The sequence below is a fragment of the Ancylobacter pratisalsi genome, from assembly GCF_010669125.1.
Lineage (GTDB): Bacteria > Pseudomonadota > Alphaproteobacteria > Rhizobiales > Xanthobacteraceae > Ancylobacter > Ancylobacter pratisalsi.
The window spans coordinates 3,069,646-3,085,865 of sequence record NZ_CP048630.1; the positions used below are offsets into that span (position 1 = coordinate 3,069,646).

Here is a 16,220-nt window from a genome sequence, read left to right on the forward strand (position 1 = left end):
GTGCTTGCGCTACCCATCGCGCAGCTCGTCGATGATCGAGGCCTCGCCCACCAGATGCGCCAGCGCCATCCCTCGCGCCATCGCGGCGCGCAGCTCGGTGGCGTCCAGTTCCAGGCGATCGAGGCGGGACATCAGGTCCGGCAGGTCCTCGGCCGCTTCGAACTCGGCGCGTACCCGATCGGTGAGCCCGGCGATCGCGCCGGCGGCGTCCTGGGCGAGCCGGTCGGCGAGGCGGTCGACGGGATCGGGCTCGCGCTGGGCGGCGTGCAGGTCGAACAGGCGGTTCAGCATGCCGCGCGCCTGCAGCGCCGGCTTCTCCTCCGGCTTCCTCTGCGGCGCAGCGGGCGCCGGCGCCCGCCGTCCTGGCGGCATGGAGTCCGGCGCAGGCAGGATCGGCGCCGGCGTACGCCCGCCGATGACCCGCACCGGCTTGCCATTGGCCTCTTCCGCCTGCGCGGTGAAGCCGAGGCGGTCGAGCACCTGGCTCTCCTCGACTTCGAGCCCCAGTGGGCCGAGCTTCTCCAGGGCGGTGACGACAGTGTCGATCGGCAGTTCATCCGGTCGCCCGATGGTCAGCTTGGGATACTTCTCCTGCGGTCCGAAGGTGAACGCCACCATGCGCCGCACGAGCTGGCGATTGAGCGTCGTCGACACGAGCCCGGCGTCGAAACGCTCCAGGTCCTCCTGCACCAGGCGGTGCGTGCCGCCGATGGCGTGCGATCCCGGCGCCGCGTCCGTGGTGGCGGTCTGGCCGAGCACCAGCTTGGAGACCTGCCGGTCCATCCAGTCCGCGCGCTTCTCATAGAGTGCCGATCCGTCCGCCGCGTTCTTGACCTCGACGAAATCGATCATCATCGATTCGGGGATGATCGCGGCGCAGTCGCCGGCAATGCTGGAGACCGCGCGCCAGAGCACGTCGCGCTCCGCATCGGTGGCACCGGAATGGTATTTGCCGACCCGGACCGGCTGTCCGTAATTCTGGGTGAAGATGGCCCAGTCGCGCAGCGTGAACGCCTTGTACATCCACGCCCAGCTGGCGATGCGGGCGATGCCCGAGCGGATGGTGAGGCCGGACTTTGCCTTGTGCCGGTGCACGACATAGCGGTGCGGCTCCAGCATTTCCTTGCCGCCATGCTCCCACAGCATCGGCTCGTCGAGCGAGAGATCGTCGAGGGTGAACCACCGCGGATCGCGCCAGTGCAGCCCGGCCGGCGTCACCGCACCCGGCCGGCTCTGCCATTCGATTTCGAGGATCGAAAAGCCCTTGCCGATGGCGTCGAGCATGTCGAAGAGCACACTGTCGAGCACATCCGTATCGAGCCATTCGCGCACGAAATCGGCGTGCTTCTCATGCACCGCTTCGTCGGACGCCGCCTCGACCGTGATCGGGATCTGCGACACCTGCCTTTTGCGGGTTCCGAGCACCGCCGCGTAATGCAGGTCGCGTTCCTCGATATCCTCGGCCAACTCGAAATAGGCCAGCGGGTCGCCGGCCGCCGCCGCCCGGTGGATCGCGGCAAGGCGGTTCGGCGTCAGCCCGTCGGCCGGGTGGCCGGAGATCGGCGAGCGCACGCCGGCAAGCGTGGGGCCGGCCTTCGGCGGGCCGAACAGCGATTCCTTGTCGATCGGGAGGCCATCCGGCCCAAGGATTGTCGAGAGCCGGGCCATCACAAGCCTCCGCGCAGGCCGGGCAGAAGTCTGCCGCGGCGGTCATCATCGTCATGGTCGGGGCGCATCCAGCGGTCGCCGGAGCTGGCACCGCCGAGCGGCGCGCGCGCGGCCGGCGCCGCCTGGTAGCCGTATTCGACCGGGTCCATGGTGCTGGCGAACCACGCCATGGTGCCGGCGATCGCCGTGTCGCCATGGCGTTCATAGCCGTCCGAGCCCTTGAAGCGATGATCGTCCGGCACCTTGATGACGCCGTTCACATAGGCGAGCGCCTGGTGGTCCTGCAGCACATCCTCATGTCGCGGCAGCACGATCGTCCGGTCGCCGAACGCCTCGACATAGGCGGTCGAGTTCTTGCGATACCACTCGGTCGTGGCCTTCACCTCGACGATGCGCTCGCCGCCATAGCGCTGGGCCGTGACCTCGGCGAGATAGGCGCCGTTGCCATTGGCGTCGAGCGCGCCGCCGGACAGCCGGGGCAACCGATCGCAGATGTAGAACAGGATCTCGCGCTGCTGGTCGAAGGGCACGTTGCGCAGCTCGACCAGGAGCACCGATTGCCGGACCAGGTTCGGCTGCACCGCCAGCACGAGGATGTCGGTGGCGTCGCCCTTGCGCGCGAAGTCCTCGCCGAAATAATGCGCCCGCGCCGGGTCGAGCGCTTCCAGGATCGGGCGCAGCTCGCGCTCGCACCAGTCGCGAGCGTCGGCCTTGCGCACATGCTCCGGCGCGTTCTTGAAATCGTCGTCGCGCTGCCATTTCAGGATCGGAACGCCGTCCGCCATGCAGGCTTCTATCTGCACGCGGGTGAGCGCGGACCCTTCCGCCTCGGCGGGGATCGCGTCCAGCTCCTGTCGCATCGCCGCCTGGCGCACGCCATAGGCGCCCCGGATCTTCGCTTCCCATGCCGCCTCGGCCTCGGCCGACCAGGGCACGCCCTTCATCAGGCAGACGCGCCTGAAGAGGCCATTGGCGACGGCCTTGGCGAACGGGATGAAGTGCAGCGAGAACGGCACCTTGCCGGCCTTCGCCTCACGGATCAGCTCATTGAACGGGTTCATCACCCCGTTATGGGTGCTGATGACGCGGATCTTGCCGCCCCAGATCAACAGCGCGTTCACGGCGTCGAGCACGCCGCGGACATCCTTGTGATAGGCGGCCTCGTCGATGCACACCGTGCCCTGCAGGCCGCGAATATTCTCCGGCCGGGACGACAGCGCCTCGACCCGGAAGCCCGATGCGAACTGGCAGCGATAGGCCGGGATCTGCGCCACCGTGCCGTCCTCGCGCTGGTCGGCGAACAGGAACTCCTCGACAGCGATGAGCTGTTTCGCCACCACGCGGGCGAAATGCGCGACATAGCCGATGAACTCCCGGCCCTTGTCCTTGGTGTCGCCGATATAGAAGCAGTTCTGCCCGCCGGCGGAGCGCTTGGCCGCGGCGATCAGCGTGTGATCGAGCGCCTCGGCGAAGGTCACGCCGGTGCGCCGGCCTTTCTCGCCGAGCTTCAGGTCGGACGGGTCCTCGATCCATTCGGCCTGGTGGCGCATGAGCACGCCCTCGGCCAGCGGATCGAGATCGGCGGGGATCTCCGCGCCGCGCGGCAGCTCGTCCGGCAGTCCGGCTTCGGTACGGGCGAGGACCGGGGCGCCGGCGACCTTGTCAGGATCCGGCGACATCGGCACCCTCCGCCGGCGCGGCCGGCTTGGGCCGCACGCCGAGGAAGTCGCGGCGCAGCTGCGCGACGACATCGGCCGACAGGCCCCCTTCCTTGGCGACGCGCTCGATCGTGGCTTCGGTGCGCTTGTCGTACTCGGCCTGGAGCTTCTGCCGCCGGTCGGTCGAGATCTTCTGCGCCGCCACCGTCGCCTGGAAAGCCCGCGCCAGCTCCATCGCCTCTTTCGGAGACTTCATGCCCGCGCCGTCATGCGTCAGCTCGATGATCAACGTCTTGATGAACTCGCCCAGGATGATCGTGTTCTCGTCGACATCCTCGGCGGTGAACTGGCTGGCGATGCCCTTGAACATCTCCCGCGCTCGCTGCATGCGGGTCTGCGCCGCCGCCTTGTCCGCGGCCGCCCGGTAGAAGGCCGAGCGAGAGACGCCTTCGAGCCCCTTGGCTTCCAGTCGGTCGTTGAACTCGAACAGGACGTCGGCAATCGTGCGCTGGCGCGCGGCCAGCTCCTGACATGCCCACACGACATCGTCTTCCGCTTCGGGTGGCAGGAGGTCGAGACTGTTGAGGCGACCGCGGCCCGCCATGTCAGGCGTCCACGCGCGAGGGGCGTTTCACGCCCTCGATGGCGATGTGCCGGTTGACATGGCGGCCGCCCAGCTCGGTGAGCGTGGCGATCCGCACCGTGCCGGCCTCGGTCACGCGCAGGGCGCCCATCTCGGCGAGATAGGACAGCTCGCCATGTACCCAGGCCCGCTCCCGATTGATGCCGAACGACGCCAGCACCCCGACCAGCAGATTGCTGTTCAGCGTCTCGTCGGGCTGGTCGGCCAGCGCCTTGAGGATGATCAGCCGCGCTTCCTCGCGGATCAGCTTGTCCATGCTCATGCACCCACCCGCCGTGCCTTCGCCTCGTCGATAAGGAATTCCTGCAGCCGCTCCGTCGTGTGCGAGATCGGCTTGAGCTGGGCGGCGAGCACGCCGAGTTCGCCCTTCATCTCCCGTAGCGCCAGCGCCAGTTCGTGGGTCTGGTCGCGCGAGGGCATGTGGCGCATCTCGCCTTCCAGCCGCGACGTCCTGTCTTCGAGCGCGTCGATCCGCGCTGCGGCCTCGTTGAGCGCCCTGATCGGCGCCTTGCCTTCGACCTTGGCCTCGATCGCGTTCATGCGCTCGACGGCGGCCTTGCTGCGCGCCGAGCTGATCGAAAAGATCAGGCTGATGCTGGCCACCAGCAGCGGCCCCCACCGCAGGAAAATCTCTTCCACTTACTGTCCCTTTCGCCTGTTCCAGCGCTCGCGCCCTTCCTGGCAGCGCAGGCACCGGACGGCGTTCGGCATGGCGGCGAGCCGATCGGTGCCTATCGGGTCACCGCACGCCATGCAGTTCTTGCGGCCGCAACCGCGCAACATCTCCTGGCGCGCGACGATCGCGCGCCGCCGGTCCTCTTCCTCGACGAGCTGGGCGTGATCGAGCAGGTCCATCAGTCAGGCTTCCAACCGCAGTGCTGCTCGCCGTACTCATTGTGAGCGACAATCTGGCGGCCCAACTCGGGCGAGACAGTCGCAACATCGCTTGCCTGCGGCTGGATGGGCTCCCAGCCGTCGCAGCTATTGCCGGTCGGCTTTGCGCACCCACCGACCGAGGCGGCCACGCAAAGCAGTATCGCCAAGGCCATCAACTTCATGGTTCGTTTCCTGTCGGTCGCGGAGGTTCTCAAGCGACTGTTCTGTCTGCCGGGTCCGCTCCTGGGCGCGACCAGCGGCCAGGAGCTTGGCGACGATCGCCCAGGCGGCGAGCACGAGGCCGGCGACCCAGAGAATGGCCTGCCCGATACGGGTGGTGGTGAGGAGCGCGACCAGGTTCATTCCGCCACCGGCGCGCGTTTCGGCCAGATCGCCGGCACCACATAGGTGCGCACGATGCCGATGGTGACGATGGTGACGCCGATGGCGGTGAGCCCGCCGGCGCCCCAGACAATCCAGTCGGAGAGACCGGCATATTCCTTCAGGATGTCGGCCTGAGAGATCAGGCGCTGACCGCCTTCACCGAGCGCGGCCAGCGGGACGCCGATCGCCGCCTCGCGGCCGGGACCAGGCGCAGATGGCGCGGCCGAGCCGGTAGCCGGCGCCGTCCCCGCGAGCCGGGCGCGGATCGCCTCTTTCGTGATCGAGCCGGCGATGCCGTCGACGGTGAGGCCGTTGGCCTTCTGGAAGGCTTCGACGGCGGCCGTGGTCCTTTTCCCGATCCGTCCGTCTTCCTTGAGGTCATAGCCGAGCTGGTTGAGCTGGCTCTGCAGCAGGCGGGTCGATTCCGAGGCGCCCGCGGCCTGCCACGACTCCGCCGGGGCGTCCGGGGTGCGCACCAAAGGCCAGATCTTGTTGAACCAGGCGACCCGCGCGGCATAGCCATTGTAGCCGCCATTGATGCGGTGAGTGATCGCCTGAATATCGTTCTGGTCGGCGAGCGCGTTGCAGCCGGTCCTGGTCCAGTGCTCGAAGGCCCCGACCAGGCACCACTCGGCGGTCGTGATGCGCTCCGGCCGATCTTCGAGGCCGATCCGGGCATAGGAGGCGCGCCCGGTGTTCTGCATCGCGCCGCCGCCGCGGTAGCGATAGCCGTCACCGCTCTTGCGGTTGCCCAGCTCCGCCGCCTTCTTCGGGTTGCCGGTGCCGTAGACCCGTTCGAACAGGGCATACTCATTATAGGCGAGCGTCCTGGATTCGGCCTTGGTCACGGCCGCCGAATGCCGGCCGACGCCGAACACCTCGACGATGCGCTTGGCGCTGTAGCGCCCGCTCTCGCGCAACCGGGTGAAGCCGCCGGTTTCGACCGCCATCTGCGCCAGAAAATGCGCAAGGCGCAGCGGCGTGGTGATGCCGGCCTTCTCAAGATCCGACGTGCGGCCAAGCGCCGTGACCAGGGCCGGAGCCGCCTGCGGTGCCAACTGGCGGAGAATGGAGACGGAACCCGCCATCGATCAGCCTCCCACGCCGATGAGGGTGCCGACGAGGAATGTGAGCACCGCAGTGAACGCGGCCCGCACCAGGCTCTTGCTGGCCATGGCGCCGGACGCGAGGCTGATGGCGAAGGCCAGCACGGCGAAAAGGAAGGCGAGGAGAATGAGCATGCGTCGGCTCCTGGATGAGGAGCCGATGGTGACGCGGAGGCGCTTCCGCGTTCATGACCGCTGTCGCGGTCTAGGGCCGAAGATCGGCCGGGAAGAAATCGAGCTGGACGTGTGTCATCTGCTGCGCCCGCAGAATTTTGTGCACCGTGCTGATGTCGCACCCGAGGCGCAGCGCAATGTCGTCATAGGTGTCGCCGCGCGATCTATATGTGACGCACCGCCATTCACGCGCAACGGGAATTTTGACCTGAACGCCTTGCCACTCGGTGGTCATGAGGGCGGCAGCGTCGTCGCCGATGATCTTGGCAAGGTCGCTGCCGGCGGCCTTGTGCGGCACATAGACTCGCGTGCCGCCATGCGCCTCGGCGAGGCGGAATGCCGCCTCCGGCCCGATGATCTGCGCAAAGCGGGCGATCGCGCCTATGGGCCGCGGCAGGGTCATGCCAGCCGCAGCCCCTGCGCCGTGCCGGCGATCGATAGACCCGCTGCTCGGTGGCGCCACACTACGCGCGCCGTGTACGTGCCATCCCTGCAGGGATAGAGGCGACCAGAAGCGCGGGCGTAGCCTTGCACACTGAGGCTCGCATCCATCAGCGCAAGCTGGCGCGAAGCTGTGATGACCTCGTCGAGGCTGATCGTGCGCTCCCGACGACGTTTGCGATGGGCTTTCATGCGCGCGCCCTCCGGTCCTGCATTCGGCGGATGCGCCGGCCCAGCGTCGTCTGCAGCTGCTGCAGCTCGGCATCGCTATGGGCGTCGAGGCTGGCCGGCGCCTCTTCCGCCAGCAGCCGGCACTGCGCGCGAACCACCGCGATCTTGCGCCAGCGGCCGATGGTCATGCCGCGCCGGCGCAGCGCCTTTACCTCGGCGTCCCAGGTCACCGGCGCCACACGGTTGATCCACGCCTTCAGCCCCTCGATCGCCTTGGCGGCTTCAAGCGGGTCGCGCAGCCAGGACAGCGAGGCTATGCCGGTCTGGCGCTCCACGAAGGCAACAAGCGCGGTGTCGCGCCGGTCTTCGATCACGCCGAGGTTCCATGCCGCGATCCAGAGGCTGCGGCACTGGCCAACAAACGGGCCTTCCAGCTTGAGCGCACCATCGGCAAGCGGCGGCGCCGCAGCTCTTGAAGGCCTCTCAGAGCCGCCTGAGAGCACCTTCAGGCGCTCGATCACGCGGAACGCCTGGTCTCGCGAGAGCGCCTTGGCCGAACGCTGGCCGGTCTCCCGATGCAGGATGTCGCGATAGCTGTCGTCGTCGAGCGCGGCGCGCGCCTTCAGCGTGTGAATGGCGCCGATCTGCTTGCTGGTGACGGTGGTCATTCCAGGCCCAGCCCCATCGCGAAGACGGAGAACATGGCGAGTGCGGCGGCAATGCCCCCGACCAACCCCCATGGGCCGTGCTGCCCGGTTGAGGCCACGACGGTGATCAGGAAGCAGGTAATCAGGACTTGAATGGTCACGGCACGTCCCTCCGCATCTGCATTTCGAGGGTGAGCATCTGGCGCGTGAGCGCGGCGATTTCGGATTCGGCGTGCAGCCGGCGGCGGCTGCGCGGGGGCATGCGGTGCATGCGGGTGGTGAGCGCCTGGTGCCGGCGAGCCAAATCGCCGAGCCTCTGCAGCTCTGGCCACGCCAGAAGCGGAGCGGGAGCGGCGGGCCGGCGCCGGGGCATCAGTCGCTCCCGACAGCGGATTCGGCTGGCGCCTCAAAGAGTCGGGCCGCGGCGCGGGTGAACTCGTCGAACGTCCAGACCTCGGCCGCCGCCAGGTCCGCGAGGGCGGCGAGCACCTTGGCTTTTTCCTCGGTGACGATGTCCCACTGCCAGACTATCTCGCTCATGGCTGACCCTCCCAGCACCCGAGCACCGTCTCATCGAGCCCGCGGGCGTCGGCGATGCGCTCGGCGCTTTCCCGATCGGCGGCGACGACGTAGCCGCCGCGATAGACGTATTCCTCGCCCGGATTGTCGATGCGGACGCGGGTGAGCCAGACCAGGCCGCGCGCGCGCAGCAGGCGCACCGTGGCCGGCGCCAGGCCGTGGCAGTCGTCGAAGCAGATCCCGTCGGCGAAAGGCAGGGTATGCGACAGGTGGATCGGGGCCGGCATCATGTCAGCACCCTCCCTTCGATCGGATCGCGCCCCGCAGCCGCTCGGCCAGCGCGGCATGGATCGGCACGCCGGGCTGGCGGTTCATCGCCGCCTTGTCCATCTCGCGGATGAGCAGCACGCTGTCGAACAGCGCCAGGATGTCCGCCTCGCTCCGACGCTCGGCGCGCAGCTCGCGCACCACGGTTCCGACGGCGGTCACGATCGAGGCCAGCACGCCGCCGCGCACATTGTTGCGCGGCGTCTCGACAATGCAGCGCAGCGCCAGCACGGCGACGTCCGCCCCGTGCCGGGCGATCACGCCGGCGATGGCGCCGACCGCCATGGTCTGCCCCAGCTCCTGGTCGAGCGTCGCAACTGGATAGGCCAGGATCTTCACGCCGGCCCGCGCGGCGACATGCGCGACGGCGATGGCGGATGGTTCGCCCGCCGCCACGGCGGCCCGATGCAGCGCGAGCGCCGTCACCCGCGTGGTCGCCCCGTTGATGGCGGTGAACGACTCGGCCTGCTCGCCCTGAGTGGCCAGCACGATCTGGCACGGCACGGCCTCGATGCCGATCCCGGCCGCCGCCGTTACGCGGTGCTGGCCGTCGATGATGGCGTAGCGGCCACCCTCGACCGGGGAGACGATCACCGGCGAAAACCGGCTCCACCGGAACTCCCCGGCGATCTTGCCGATATTGGCGCGGCCGGCGCGGGTAATGGGCCGCTGATAGGCCGGATCGACCACGAGATGGTCGATGTCCAGCCATTGCAGCTGCGGCGCCGGTCCGGCATTGCGCCGGCGTTCCTCGTGACTGGCGGCGTCCTCGGCCCGCTCGATGGTGCGGAGGTCGGTGCTCATGATGCATGCCTCCGGTCGAGTTCCCGATAGGCGGCGGTGATCCAGTTGTTGATCACACCGTTTTCGCCGCCGGTGCTGGTCGAGCTGACGCCCGCCAGTGACAGCCGGTGCCCGCCGAGGGGATGGCTCAGGCGGGCGCCGTGATCGCGCACCAGCGAGGCGACAAGATCGGCGCAGGCCGTGTGGAACGGTGCGTGTGTTGAATAGTCGTCGCCCTTGATCGCCGGCAGGAGGCGCTGCTTCCTCTTCACAAGGTGGATGAGCGTCAGCAGTTCGTCATCGGAGACGCGCTTTTTCACGGCCGCCCTCCCTTGATGAATTTGTGGGTGTCGCGGCCGAGCCGGGTGGCGTCGGCCCCGGTATGCTGCCGGTTCACAAGGCCGCGCTCGATCAGCGCATCCATGGTCGCCGGCAGAATGAACGGCCCGGAGGAGGTGCCGAAGGTCCAGCCCGCGCGGGCGCGCATCGCGGCGCCGCGTGTGACCAGGAGATCGAGGCCGCAGAACTGCGCATCGGTCAGCTTCGCCGCGCGCTGGCGTTCGAGGACGGTGCTCATTGATCGGGCTCCTTTGGCGCCGGAGAACTGGGGCGGAAGCTGAGTGAACCAGCCTCAATCTCCGCGGCGACCCAATCGAAGAACCGCTCGGCCTCACCCTCCGAAGCGAAGGTAATATCGAGGCGAACGGTCAGATCGTCGGGCAGAATTTCGATGGTCGTGCGTCGCGCGGTGCTCATGACAGCACCTCGCTTTCCCGTGCCGCCCAGGCGCGCTCCAAACGCGTCTGGAAGGCGCACAGCGCGTCGAGACGCTGCAAGCTGTCCTCTGCCTCGGGAAGGCCAGGCACCAGCAGCGTGGCGCCGTCATAGGCATGGCGTGCCTCGACGGCGACGATCTCGCGCACGGCCGAGTCGGGACCGGAGAACAGCAGCATGTTGTCCACGGGCGGCATCGACAGGAAGCGGATGACGCCGGCGGCATCGGCATGCACATAGACGGAGCGCGGCGGTGGCGACAGGTCGGCGCAGGCCGAACACAGATCATCCTCCGCCCAACAGCAGCCGACGTCGCAGCCGTCGTTCTGCGAACAACCGCAGGCACGGCAGATCTGGCCAAAGGCCAACGGGATGCGCGGGTTGTCCGTCTCGTCAGACAGCACCTCCGGCGGCAGCGGAGAAAGCACCTCCTCCGTCAGTCGATCGATGATGACGTGGTCGCCGAATGCACGGGCGACACGCTCAATGCGCGTGTCGACCTCGTCTCTATCGGTGAGGCCGGCAGCCTCATCGTCGAGCGACCAGGCCAGGACGAGTTCCATCGCCAGGGCGCCGATCGTCGCCTGCTGCTCCGGCGCGAGGAAACCCCACGCCTCGGCGCCGACAAAACGGGAAAGGGCTCGCTTTTCCATCACCGCCCCCTCACGCCGAAGCCAGGTCGATGGTCACCGCCTGCCACGGCCCGGCGGGCGTGTCGCGGCGGTGGAAGCGGATATAGGTCTTGGAGCCGATGACGCGGATCGAGTCGCGCAGCGCTTCCATGGCCCGCACCCAGCGCGGATCCTCGATCGCCAGCCGCATCAGAGAGAACAGCGCCGAGCGGTTGATCTGGCCTTCCTTGTCGACATCGAAGGTCTGGTTGACCACGGCCCGCAGCTCGTCGCCGGTGTCGGCACCCCATTCGACCAAGCACTCGTCGACCAGCTTCTTGGCCGCCTGCAGCTCGGGACCGAACATCAGCTGGTCGGCGACCTGGACGGTGACCTTCAGCGTCCCGTCGAAGCTGGTGAGGCTGATATTGCCCTTCGCCCCGCCGATACCGGTGCCGTATTCCTGATCCAGCAGCGCCTGCAGCGAGCCGACATCGTCGAAGCAATGCCCGCGAAACCGGGCGATCTGCGCGTTCAGGTCGACGGCGAAGGCCATCATCTTGCGCACGGTCTCGTCGATCAGCAGGTCGGCCGGCTTCACCAGGGCGAGCGGCACATGGCGGCCCTTGGTGTCGGTCATGAAGAGCTTGCCGGCGATCTCGAAAGCGCCCGGCGGCAGGGCGGCGGCCGGCGCGGCCGCGACGGTTTCAGTCTGCGCGTTCATCGTTCGTGTCCTGGGTTGTGAAGGTGAGGAAGCCGAGCGCCATCAGGCCCTCGATCAGTTCGTTCTCGTGGGGGCCGATCGCTTCAACGGCGGCGACTTCTGCATCGATGTCGTCGCCCTGCGCGGCCTGGTACGACCGCTCCGCCGCCGCCAGCATCTCGGCGGCCGAGGTCGCGATGTCGGCAAGCGCGCACAGCGCGTGCGCCATGCCGAGGATGTGACTGACCGGGACGCTGATCGCGCCGCGGCTGGTCTTGTGGTTGACGACGGTGCGGGCCGTGGCCAGCACGTCGGCGAGCGGCGGGTGTTTCGGGGCTTCAGACATGACCGCCTCCCGTCAGGCGCATGAGCCGGTCAAGGCTCTGGTCGAGTTCACGGCGGGCCGCGCCCTGGCCGGCCGTGAATTCATTGACGATGACGTCGAAGCGCGCGCGGCCGACAGCCCGCGCCGCCGACAGCATCTCGAAGGAGTTGTGCAACGATGCGAGCCGGCGCTCGGCGAGCGCTATGACGCTGTCGAGCTGTGCCAGCTCGGCGGTGCGCTGCTCGATCTCGGTCATCACAAAGGCCAATTCGGCCTTCTCGCCATCGCCGTCGGCGGTGCTCAGAATGGCATCCTGGATCGTGTCGACCTCGCGGGCGGCGGCGGGATCGCAGGCAATCCGCTGATCGAAGCGGCGACGTGAATGCAGGATGGTGGTGTGGTCGCGTCCACCCAGTGCCCGCCCGATCCTCGGCAGGCTGTACGTGGTAAGCCGCGAGGCCAGTCCGACGGTCACGTGGCGGGGCCACGCGACATGCTGATCGCGCCGGTGCAACAGGATCTCGCGTTCGGGCACCCGGAAGTGCACGGCCACGGCATTGAGCACGGCGTAAACGGTAACGACGGGCGCCGCGATCATGCCGCACCTCCCGGCCCGGCGGGCTCATAGATCGGCCGTGGCGGCAGCCGGAAGGGAAGCACCGTCGCCGAGGTCGCACGCGGCACGCTCGCGGCACGCGCCGCCCCGTCAGCCGCGTCGACCATCCCGAGATCGCGGGCCACCGCCTCCAGTTGATGCAGGGTCACATGGCGGACCGCGCAGTCATGGCCGTGCGCCGCGAGTTGGTCGTCGATCAGGATGAAGATGTTGAAGAGTTCCTGCGCCGCCTCGGGCGCGAGCGTGACGCCAGTGTAGAGGTGGCGTTCCATCAGCTTGCGCAGCGGCTCCAACAGGCCGCGGATGTTCTCGACAGGCGTGTATTTGTGCAGCATGCCACCCTCCTCACGCGTCGATCTGCTGGGAAGAGAGCTGCGCCCAGGCGCGCTCGACATGAGCCTTGGTGATGTCCGCCGCCGAGGCGCCAGCCAGCATCGACGCCAGCCGGATCACTTTCGCCATGACGCGCAGAGCACCGGGCTTGCGGGCGATCGCCTTTAACAAGGCGATGCTCTGAGCGTCCGTAATGCCCCATGCCGCGAGGATCAGGCAGACGTCTTTGATCTTGGCGCCGGACTGCACCTTGCGCATGCCGACCCGCGAATGGAGTTGGGCAAAGCCTTGAGCCCGCTTGTCCGCCGAGCCCTGCAGGCGGGCGAGCATGCTCTCGTTGCCGGCCGCGACGACACCGCATTCGCCGACGTCCAGCACGGTTGTCCGCAACTGGTCGAATGCCTCGGTGCTGAGATGCTGTGCCTCGTCGACCACGACCAGACCGCCGGTTCCGCGCAGCCGGCTCGAAATGGCGCGGCTGAGGAACGCGTTACGCCGCTCCGAGACGTCGAGATCCTCGGCGAGGACCGACAAGAGGCTGCTGGGCTTCTTCATGCTGTCCTCGGCGGTGAGGACCCACACATTCGAGGCGCGCTTGGCGTAGTGCTTGATCGAGCGCGTCTTGCCGATACCCGCGCCCCCGACGATGACGGCGAAGTCCTGCGCGGCCTGGGCGAACGAAAGCGTCCCGGAAATCTCTTCGGCCGTCGGCGTCAGTACGAAATCCGGCTCGGCCGGCAGCACCGCCGCCGTCCGAGAGCGCTCGCGGCGGGTCTCCAGCCAGCGCTGCAGGTCGCCGGCGACGCGCGCAAGGTTGCCCTGGTAAGTGCCGCCCATATACGGGGTGAGCGTGCCATAGGCGATGCCGCTCTCTTCCGCGACGTGGCGCTGGGTCAGGCCCTCGCGCTCCATCAGCGCCCGCACCTCGTCGCGCAGCGCGTCATGGGAGGGGCCGGTATCTTCCTTCGTCTTGTCGAGCATGGTATTTCACCTCTGTGTATGTGACGGCTCTTCCGAGGGCGCCGACGGGCTCAATCGTCGGCGCCCTCCTCGTTTCGGACGACCGAGAACCGGGCGACCGAGCGATTGAAATCGGCGAAGAAGCTCTCTTCCGCGTCGATGGATTCGGTGGGTTTGACCGCGAGCGCGGCGCCGCCGGCGGTGCCGAAGAACGGCCGCACCACCTTGGTTTCCGGCGGCTCCGGCGCCTCGATCTGCGGCAGCAGTGCGGCGACCTGATCGAGGCTCATGCGCCGTTCGGCACGGGCCATCGCCTTGGCGGCGCGCAGGAAGTCGTTGCGGGCGCTGGCATGGGCGCGGGCGGCATCGACATCGAAGAAGCCGCTGGCCTCGACGCAGGCCGCCGCGCCGAGATAGGCGCCGTCCAGCCGGTAAATGTGCGCGGGCTGCTGCAGTGCCTGCGGGTCGACCCGCAGCACCAGCTTCGCACCTATGTGGTTGATCAGGAATTCCGACCAGTAGCGGTTGCCGGCCAGATGCACCGCGCCGTCCGGCTTGCGTGCGGTCACCGCCTCGGCGGGAAGCAGCCATTTGCGTTGCTGCGCCGGGCTCGCCTGCCGGATCGGCGATTCCTGATAGGAGGCCGCGAAGGTCTCGGCGAGCGAGCGGCCGGCGGCGATCTTCGACCGGCGGCCCAGCCGGGTATTGTGCTCGACAACGCCCTCGGAAACGACCTTCAGGAAGGTCTCAAGCGGCACGGCGGCGTTGCCGTAGTTCTCCGGCTTGTTGGCGACGCTGTTACCGGTCCACGCGCCCTCGAAACGCACGTCGCGGGCGATGTCGTTGGCGAAGTCGCGCCATGCCCGCTCGATTGGTTTCGCCTGACCATGGAACGGCGTCGCCCAGTGCAGCGTGCAGCCCAGCTCGGTGACGACGCCCGCCGGCTCGTCTTCCTTGACCTTGAAGCGGTAGCGCGAGGGCGCCCCGCCCGTGATCCACTTCGAGGCGAAGTTCCGACCGTTGTCGAAAACGACATGGTCGGGGATGCCATAGGTCTCGACGAGGTCGCCGAAGGCCATGCGCACGGCGGCCTTGTTCTCGCTCTTGTCGACCCGCCATGACAGGACCATCCCGGAATAGATGTCCTGGAAGCCGACCAGGCAGGGGCGGCAGATATCGCCATCGGGGAAGCGGACGAAGAAGTCCCATTTGTGCCCGTCGGCGTTCACCGCTTCGAGGGCGTGCAGTGCGGTGCGGTCACGCTCCTGTGCCGGATAGAGCCTCTTGAGAGCCTCCGGCCCCTTGCGCAGGAACACCCGTGTGGTGGTGTCGAGACCGGCTATGCGGCGTTCCAGCGTCTTGGCGCTGGGCACCGTCCATCCCTGCTCGGCGGCGACACGCCGCAGCTGGCGATAGCACAGCGCATGCGAGGGCTCGGACTGGCGCAGATAATTGGCCTTGTACCACTCCCAGGCTTCCGGCGAGCACTCGGCCTCGGCCTGGCGCCCGGCATGGCGCGGCTGCAGGTGCGGCAGCCAGTCGGCGCGCGGCACGCCGGCGGCAAGGTCGGCCCAATTGTAGAGCGTGCGCAGCGAGACCTTCATCTCGGCGGCGACATGCATCATGGCGAGTTCGCGCTGCTGGCCCGCCGCGACCAGGTCGGCGACCGCCTGCAGCCCGGCAAGCCGCTCGCGCGCCCTCTGCTGGCGCGCCTCGGGCAGGCGCTCGAACCAGTCCCACAGCGCGTCGCGCTCCAGGCCCTTCTTCTTCTCGGCGCGGGCGTCCTGCGCCACCTCGCGGCGCTGGCCGAGCATGAGCTTGCGCTTGGCGCGGTGCGGGAGCACGTCGTAACGGTATTCGTAGCCGCCGCCGCGCCCGGACCGCTTGCGCCAGATGCCATCGGGGCGATCGGCGGCCCATTCCCGCGCCGGCTCGCGCCAGCCCTCGCGGTCCGCCATCAGCTGAATGGCGCGTTCGGTGCCCGGCATGTCGGGGAGCGCCAGGGCGAGCATTTCGGCGGGTGAGAAGAACTCCTTCAAAGCACACCCCCGCGCTTGAGCTGGCGGCGGGCGGCTTCAATGTCACGGTCCATCTCGGCCCGCTTCTCAAGCCTTTCGGCCAGCTCGATCGCCGGCAGATAGCGCCGCTCTATGACGGCCCAGTCGAACAGCTCGGCGATGAATTCCAGCAGTCGCCGGTCGCCGGTCGCCTCGACCAGGGCGATGAAACGCACCACATTGATGATGTGCTCGCCGCGTGCCTCGGAAGCGTAGGCGTTCAGCATGTGCTCGCTGACCTGCTCGTCGAGATAGGCGCTCATGCGCTCGGCGATCTGCTCGCGCTGCCGCCCTTTCAGGGACTGCGACACCGCCTTGGAGATCGACGCCGCGAGGCTCGCCGCCCGCACCGTGCGCGGATCGAACGCCACCACCGGCTGGGAAGGTTCCCAGCCCAGCAGGTCGAATTGATCGGGGTGACGGGTGCGGCGACGCGGCATGATG

Annotated in this window: 28 protein-coding genes; all 28 read right to left on the reverse strand. The window is 68.2% G+C overall.

The annotated features are described in order from the left end of the window. Window positions 1–9: 9 nt before the first annotated feature. Window positions 10–1,668, reverse strand: coding sequence for a DUF935 domain-containing protein (locus G3A50_RS14360; RefSeq protein ID WP_163075903.1), 1,659 nt, complete (start codon window positions 1,666–1,668; stop codon window positions 10–12). Beyond that, window positions 1,668–3,347: a hypothetical protein gene (locus tag G3A50_RS14365; protein WP_163075904.1), complete on the reverse strand. Its 1,680-nt coding sequence runs from the start codon at window positions 3,345–3,347 to the stop codon at window positions 1,668–1,670. Before G3A50_RS14365 ends, G3A50_RS14360 begins: the two co-directional genes overlap by 1 nt. Beyond that, the gene (locus G3A50_RS14370) at window positions 3,331–3,930 is read right to left on the reverse strand and encodes a phage protein Gp27 family protein (RefSeq protein ID WP_163075905.1); all 600 of its coding nucleotides are present in this window, start codon (window positions 3,928–3,930) and stop codon (window positions 3,331–3,333) included. The genes G3A50_RS14365 and G3A50_RS14370 overlap by 17 nt, the downstream gene beginning before the upstream one ends. Window position 3,931: 1 nt before the next feature. Continuing rightward, complete coding sequence (locus G3A50_RS14375) at window positions 3,932–4,231, reverse strand: VpaChn25_0724 family phage protein (protein WP_163075906.1); 300 nt, start codon at window positions 4,229–4,231, stop codon at window positions 3,932–3,934. Then, the gene (locus tag G3A50_RS14380) at window positions 4,228–4,608 is read right to left on the reverse strand and encodes a DUF2730 family protein (protein WP_163075907.1); all 381 of its coding nucleotides are present in this window, start codon (window positions 4,606–4,608) and stop codon (window positions 4,228–4,230) included. The genes G3A50_RS14375 and G3A50_RS14380 overlap by 4 nt, the downstream gene beginning before the upstream one ends. Beyond that, window positions 4,609–4,824, reverse strand: coding sequence for a TraR/DksA C4-type zinc finger protein (locus G3A50_RS14385; protein ID WP_210255143.1), 216 nt, complete (start codon window positions 4,822–4,824; stop codon window positions 4,609–4,611). It lies immediately after the preceding gene. Between the two features lie 126 nt (window positions 4,825–4,950). Beyond that, window positions 4,951–5,208 carry a hypothetical protein gene (locus tag G3A50_RS14390; RefSeq protein WP_163075908.1) on the reverse strand — a complete coding sequence of 86 codons (258 nt, stop codon included), beginning with the start codon at window positions 5,206–5,208 and terminating at the stop codon, window positions 4,951–4,953. Beyond that, complete coding sequence (locus G3A50_RS14395) at window positions 5,205–6,317, reverse strand: peptidoglycan-binding protein (protein WP_163075909.1); 1,113 nt, start codon at window positions 6,315–6,317, stop codon at window positions 5,205–5,207. The genes G3A50_RS14390 and G3A50_RS14395 overlap by 4 nt, the downstream gene beginning before the upstream one ends. A gap of 3 nt (window positions 6,318–6,320) precedes the next feature. Next, window positions 6,321–6,470, reverse strand: a complete 150-nt coding sequence (locus tag G3A50_RS14400; RefSeq protein WP_163075910.1) for a hypothetical protein — start codon at window positions 6,468–6,470, stop codon at window positions 6,321–6,323. Between the two features lie 70 nt (window positions 6,471–6,540). Next, window positions 6,541–6,912: a hypothetical protein gene (locus G3A50_RS14405; RefSeq protein ID WP_163075911.1), complete on the reverse strand. Its 372-nt coding sequence runs from the start codon at window positions 6,910–6,912 to the stop codon at window positions 6,541–6,543. Beyond that, window positions 6,909–7,142 carry a hypothetical protein gene (locus tag G3A50_RS14410; RefSeq protein ID WP_163075912.1) on the reverse strand — a complete coding sequence of 78 codons (234 nt, stop codon included), beginning with the start codon at window positions 7,140–7,142 and terminating at the stop codon, window positions 6,909–6,911. Before G3A50_RS14410 ends, G3A50_RS14405 begins: the two co-directional genes overlap by 4 nt. Continuing rightward, the gene (locus G3A50_RS14415; RefSeq protein ID WP_163075913.1) at window positions 7,139–7,789 is read right to left on the reverse strand and encodes a regulatory protein GemA; all 651 of its coding nucleotides are present in this window, start codon (window positions 7,787–7,789) and stop codon (window positions 7,139–7,141) included. The genes G3A50_RS14410 and G3A50_RS14415 overlap by 4 nt, the downstream gene beginning before the upstream one ends. Then, entirely contained in the window at window positions 7,786–7,929 is a 144-nt protein-coding gene (locus G3A50_RS14420; RefSeq protein WP_163075914.1) for a hypothetical protein, read from the reverse strand. The genes G3A50_RS14415 and G3A50_RS14420 overlap by 4 nt, the downstream gene beginning before the upstream one ends. Next, window positions 7,926–8,141: a hypothetical protein gene (locus G3A50_RS14425; protein WP_163075915.1), complete on the reverse strand. Its 216-nt coding sequence runs from the start codon at window positions 8,139–8,141 to the stop codon at window positions 7,926–7,928. The genes G3A50_RS14420 and G3A50_RS14425 overlap by 4 nt, the downstream gene beginning before the upstream one ends. Further along, complete coding sequence (locus G3A50_RS14430) at window positions 8,141–8,308, reverse strand: hypothetical protein (RefSeq protein ID WP_163075916.1); 168 nt, start codon at window positions 8,306–8,308, stop codon at window positions 8,141–8,143. The genes G3A50_RS14425 and G3A50_RS14430 overlap by 1 nt, the downstream gene beginning before the upstream one ends. Next, window positions 8,305–8,577, reverse strand: coding sequence for a hypothetical protein (locus tag G3A50_RS14435; RefSeq protein WP_163075917.1), 273 nt, complete (start codon window positions 8,575–8,577; stop codon window positions 8,305–8,307). The genes G3A50_RS14430 and G3A50_RS14435 overlap by 4 nt, the downstream gene beginning before the upstream one ends. A gap of 1 nt (window position 8,578) precedes the next feature. After that, window positions 8,579–9,418: a DUF6551 family protein gene (locus G3A50_RS14440; protein ID WP_163075918.1), complete on the reverse strand. Its 840-nt coding sequence runs from the start codon at window positions 9,416–9,418 to the stop codon at window positions 8,579–8,581. Continuing rightward, window positions 9,415–9,717 (reverse strand): hypothetical protein, encoded by a 303-nt coding sequence (locus G3A50_RS14445; RefSeq protein ID WP_163075919.1) that lies wholly within the window; start codon window positions 9,715–9,717, stop codon window positions 9,415–9,417. The genes G3A50_RS14440 and G3A50_RS14445 overlap by 4 nt, the downstream gene beginning before the upstream one ends. Further along, window positions 9,714–9,974 carry a hypothetical protein gene (locus tag G3A50_RS14450; protein WP_163075920.1) on the reverse strand — a complete coding sequence of 87 codons (261 nt, stop codon included), beginning with the start codon at window positions 9,972–9,974 and terminating at the stop codon, window positions 9,714–9,716. Before G3A50_RS14450 ends, G3A50_RS14445 begins: the two co-directional genes overlap by 4 nt. Next, entirely contained in the window at window positions 9,971–10,153 is a 183-nt protein-coding gene (locus tag G3A50_RS14455) for a hypothetical protein (RefSeq protein ID WP_163075921.1), read from the reverse strand. Before G3A50_RS14455 ends, G3A50_RS14450 begins: the two co-directional genes overlap by 4 nt. Then, window positions 10,150–10,824, reverse strand: a complete 675-nt coding sequence (locus G3A50_RS14460) for a hypothetical protein (protein ID WP_163073205.1) — start codon at window positions 10,822–10,824, stop codon at window positions 10,150–10,152. The genes G3A50_RS14455 and G3A50_RS14460 overlap by 4 nt, the downstream gene beginning before the upstream one ends. A 10-nt stretch (window positions 10,825–10,834) precedes the next feature. Beyond that, on the reverse strand, window positions 10,835–11,506 hold the full coding sequence (locus tag G3A50_RS14465) for a DUF3164 family protein (RefSeq protein ID WP_163075922.1): 672 nt from the start codon (window positions 11,504–11,506) through the stop codon (window positions 10,835–10,837). Then, window positions 11,490–11,831, reverse strand: coding sequence for a hypothetical protein (locus tag G3A50_RS14470; RefSeq protein ID WP_163075923.1), 342 nt, complete (start codon window positions 11,829–11,831; stop codon window positions 11,490–11,492). The genes G3A50_RS14465 and G3A50_RS14470 overlap by 17 nt, the downstream gene beginning before the upstream one ends. Next, a complete protein-coding gene (locus tag G3A50_RS14475) occupies window positions 11,824–12,408 on the reverse strand; it encodes a helix-turn-helix domain-containing protein (protein ID WP_163075924.1) in 585 nt (194 codons plus the stop codon). The genes G3A50_RS14470 and G3A50_RS14475 overlap by 8 nt, the downstream gene beginning before the upstream one ends. Further along, window positions 12,405–12,761 carry a hypothetical protein gene (locus G3A50_RS14480; RefSeq protein WP_163075925.1) on the reverse strand — a complete coding sequence of 119 codons (357 nt, stop codon included), beginning with the start codon at window positions 12,759–12,761 and terminating at the stop codon, window positions 12,405–12,407. The genes G3A50_RS14475 and G3A50_RS14480 overlap by 4 nt, the downstream gene beginning before the upstream one ends. A 10-nt stretch (window positions 12,762–12,771) precedes the next feature. Then, complete coding sequence (locus tag G3A50_RS14485; protein ID WP_163075926.1) at window positions 12,772–13,740, reverse strand: AAA family ATPase; 969 nt, start codon at window positions 13,738–13,740, stop codon at window positions 12,772–12,774. 50 nt (window positions 13,741–13,790) lie between these two features. Next, window positions 13,791–15,758: a transposase domain-containing protein gene (locus tag G3A50_RS14490; protein WP_163075927.1), complete on the reverse strand. Its 1,968-nt coding sequence runs from the start codon at window positions 15,756–15,758 to the stop codon at window positions 13,791–13,793. Next, entirely contained in the window at window positions 15,755–16,216 is a 462-nt protein-coding gene (locus G3A50_RS14495) for a DNA transposition protein (RefSeq protein WP_163075928.1), read from the reverse strand. The genes G3A50_RS14490 and G3A50_RS14495 overlap by 4 nt, the downstream gene beginning before the upstream one ends. Between the last annotated feature and the right edge of the window lie 4 nt (window positions 16,217–16,220).

Coding starts and splice junctions, on each gene's coding strand:
- G3A50_RS14360 (WP_163075903.1), bottom strand. CDS start 1,668: ATGGCCCGGCTCTCGACAATCCTTGGGCCGGATGGCCTCCCGATCGAC.
- G3A50_RS14365 (WP_163075904.1), bottom strand. CDS start 3,347: ATGTCGCCGGATCCTGACAAGGTCGCCGGCGCCCCGGTCCTCGCCCGT.
- G3A50_RS14370 (WP_163075905.1), bottom strand. CDS start 3,930: ATGGCGGGCCGCGGTCGCCTCAACAGTCTCGACCTCCTGCCACCCGAA.
- G3A50_RS14375 (WP_163075906.1), bottom strand. CDS start 4,231: ATGAGCATGGACAAGCTGATCCGCGAGGAAGCGCGGCTGATCATCCTC.
- G3A50_RS14385 (WP_210255143.1), bottom strand. CDS start 4,824: ATGGACCTGCTCGATCACGCCCAGCTCGTCGAGGAAGAGGACCGGCGG.
- G3A50_RS14390 (WP_163075908.1), bottom strand. CDS start 5,208: ATGAACCTGGTCGCGCTCCTCACCACCACCCGTATCGGGCAGGCCATT.
- G3A50_RS14395 (WP_163075909.1), bottom strand. CDS start 6,317: ATGGCGGGTTCCGTCTCCATTCTCCGCCAGTTGGCACCGCAGGCGGCT.
- G3A50_RS14400 (WP_163075910.1), bottom strand. CDS start 6,470: ATGCTCATTCTCCTCGCCTTCCTTTTCGCCGTGCTGGCCTTCGCCATC.
- G3A50_RS14405 (WP_163075911.1), bottom strand. CDS start 6,912: ATGACCCTGCCGCGGCCCATAGGCGCGATCGCCCGCTTTGCGCAGATC.
- G3A50_RS14410 (WP_163075912.1), bottom strand. CDS start 7,142: ATGAAAGCCCATCGCAAACGTCGTCGGGAGCGCACGATCAGCCTCGAC.
- G3A50_RS14415 (WP_163075913.1), bottom strand. CDS start 7,789: ATGACCACCGTCACCAGCAAGCAGATCGGCGCCATTCACACGCTGAAG.
- G3A50_RS14425 (WP_163075915.1), bottom strand. CDS start 8,141: ATGCCCCGGCGCCGGCCCGCCGCTCCCGCTCCGCTTCTGGCGTGGCCA.
- G3A50_RS14430 (WP_163075916.1), bottom strand. CDS start 8,308: ATGAGCGAGATAGTCTGGCAGTGGGACATCGTCACCGAGGAAAAAGCC.
- G3A50_RS14435 (WP_163075917.1), bottom strand. CDS start 8,577: ATGATGCCGGCCCCGATCCACCTGTCGCATACCCTGCCTTTCGCCGAC.
- G3A50_RS14440 (WP_163075918.1), bottom strand. CDS start 9,418: ATGAGCACCGACCTCCGCACCATCGAGCGGGCCGAGGACGCCGCCAGT.
- G3A50_RS14450 (WP_163075920.1), bottom strand. CDS start 9,974: ATGAGCACCGTCCTCGAACGCCAGCGCGCGGCGAAGCTGACCGATGCG.
- G3A50_RS14455 (WP_163075921.1), bottom strand. CDS start 10,153: ATGAGCACCGCGCGACGCACGACCATCGAAATTCTGCCCGACGATCTG.
- G3A50_RS14460 (WP_163073205.1), bottom strand. CDS start 10,824: ATGGAAAAGCGAGCCCTTTCCCGTTTTGTCGGCGCCGAGGCGTGGGGT.
- G3A50_RS14465 (WP_163075922.1), bottom strand. CDS start 11,506: ATGAACGCGCAGACTGAAACCGTCGCGGCCGCGCCGGCCGCCGCCCTG.
- G3A50_RS14470 (WP_163075923.1), bottom strand. CDS start 11,831: ATGTCTGAAGCCCCGAAACACCCGCCGCTCGCCGACGTGCTGGCCACG.
- G3A50_RS14475 (WP_163075924.1), bottom strand. CDS start 12,408: ATGATCGCGGCGCCCGTCGTTACCGTTTACGCCGTGCTCAATGCCGTG.
- G3A50_RS14480 (WP_163075925.1), bottom strand. CDS start 12,761: ATGCTGCACAAATACACGCCTGTCGAGAACATCCGCGGCCTGTTGGAG.
- G3A50_RS14485 (WP_163075926.1), bottom strand. CDS start 13,740: ATGCTCGACAAGACGAAGGAAGATACCGGCCCCTCCCATGACGCGCTG.
- G3A50_RS14495 (WP_163075928.1), bottom strand. CDS start 16,216: ATGCCGCGTCGCCGCACCCGTCACCCCGATCAATTCGACCTGCTGGGC.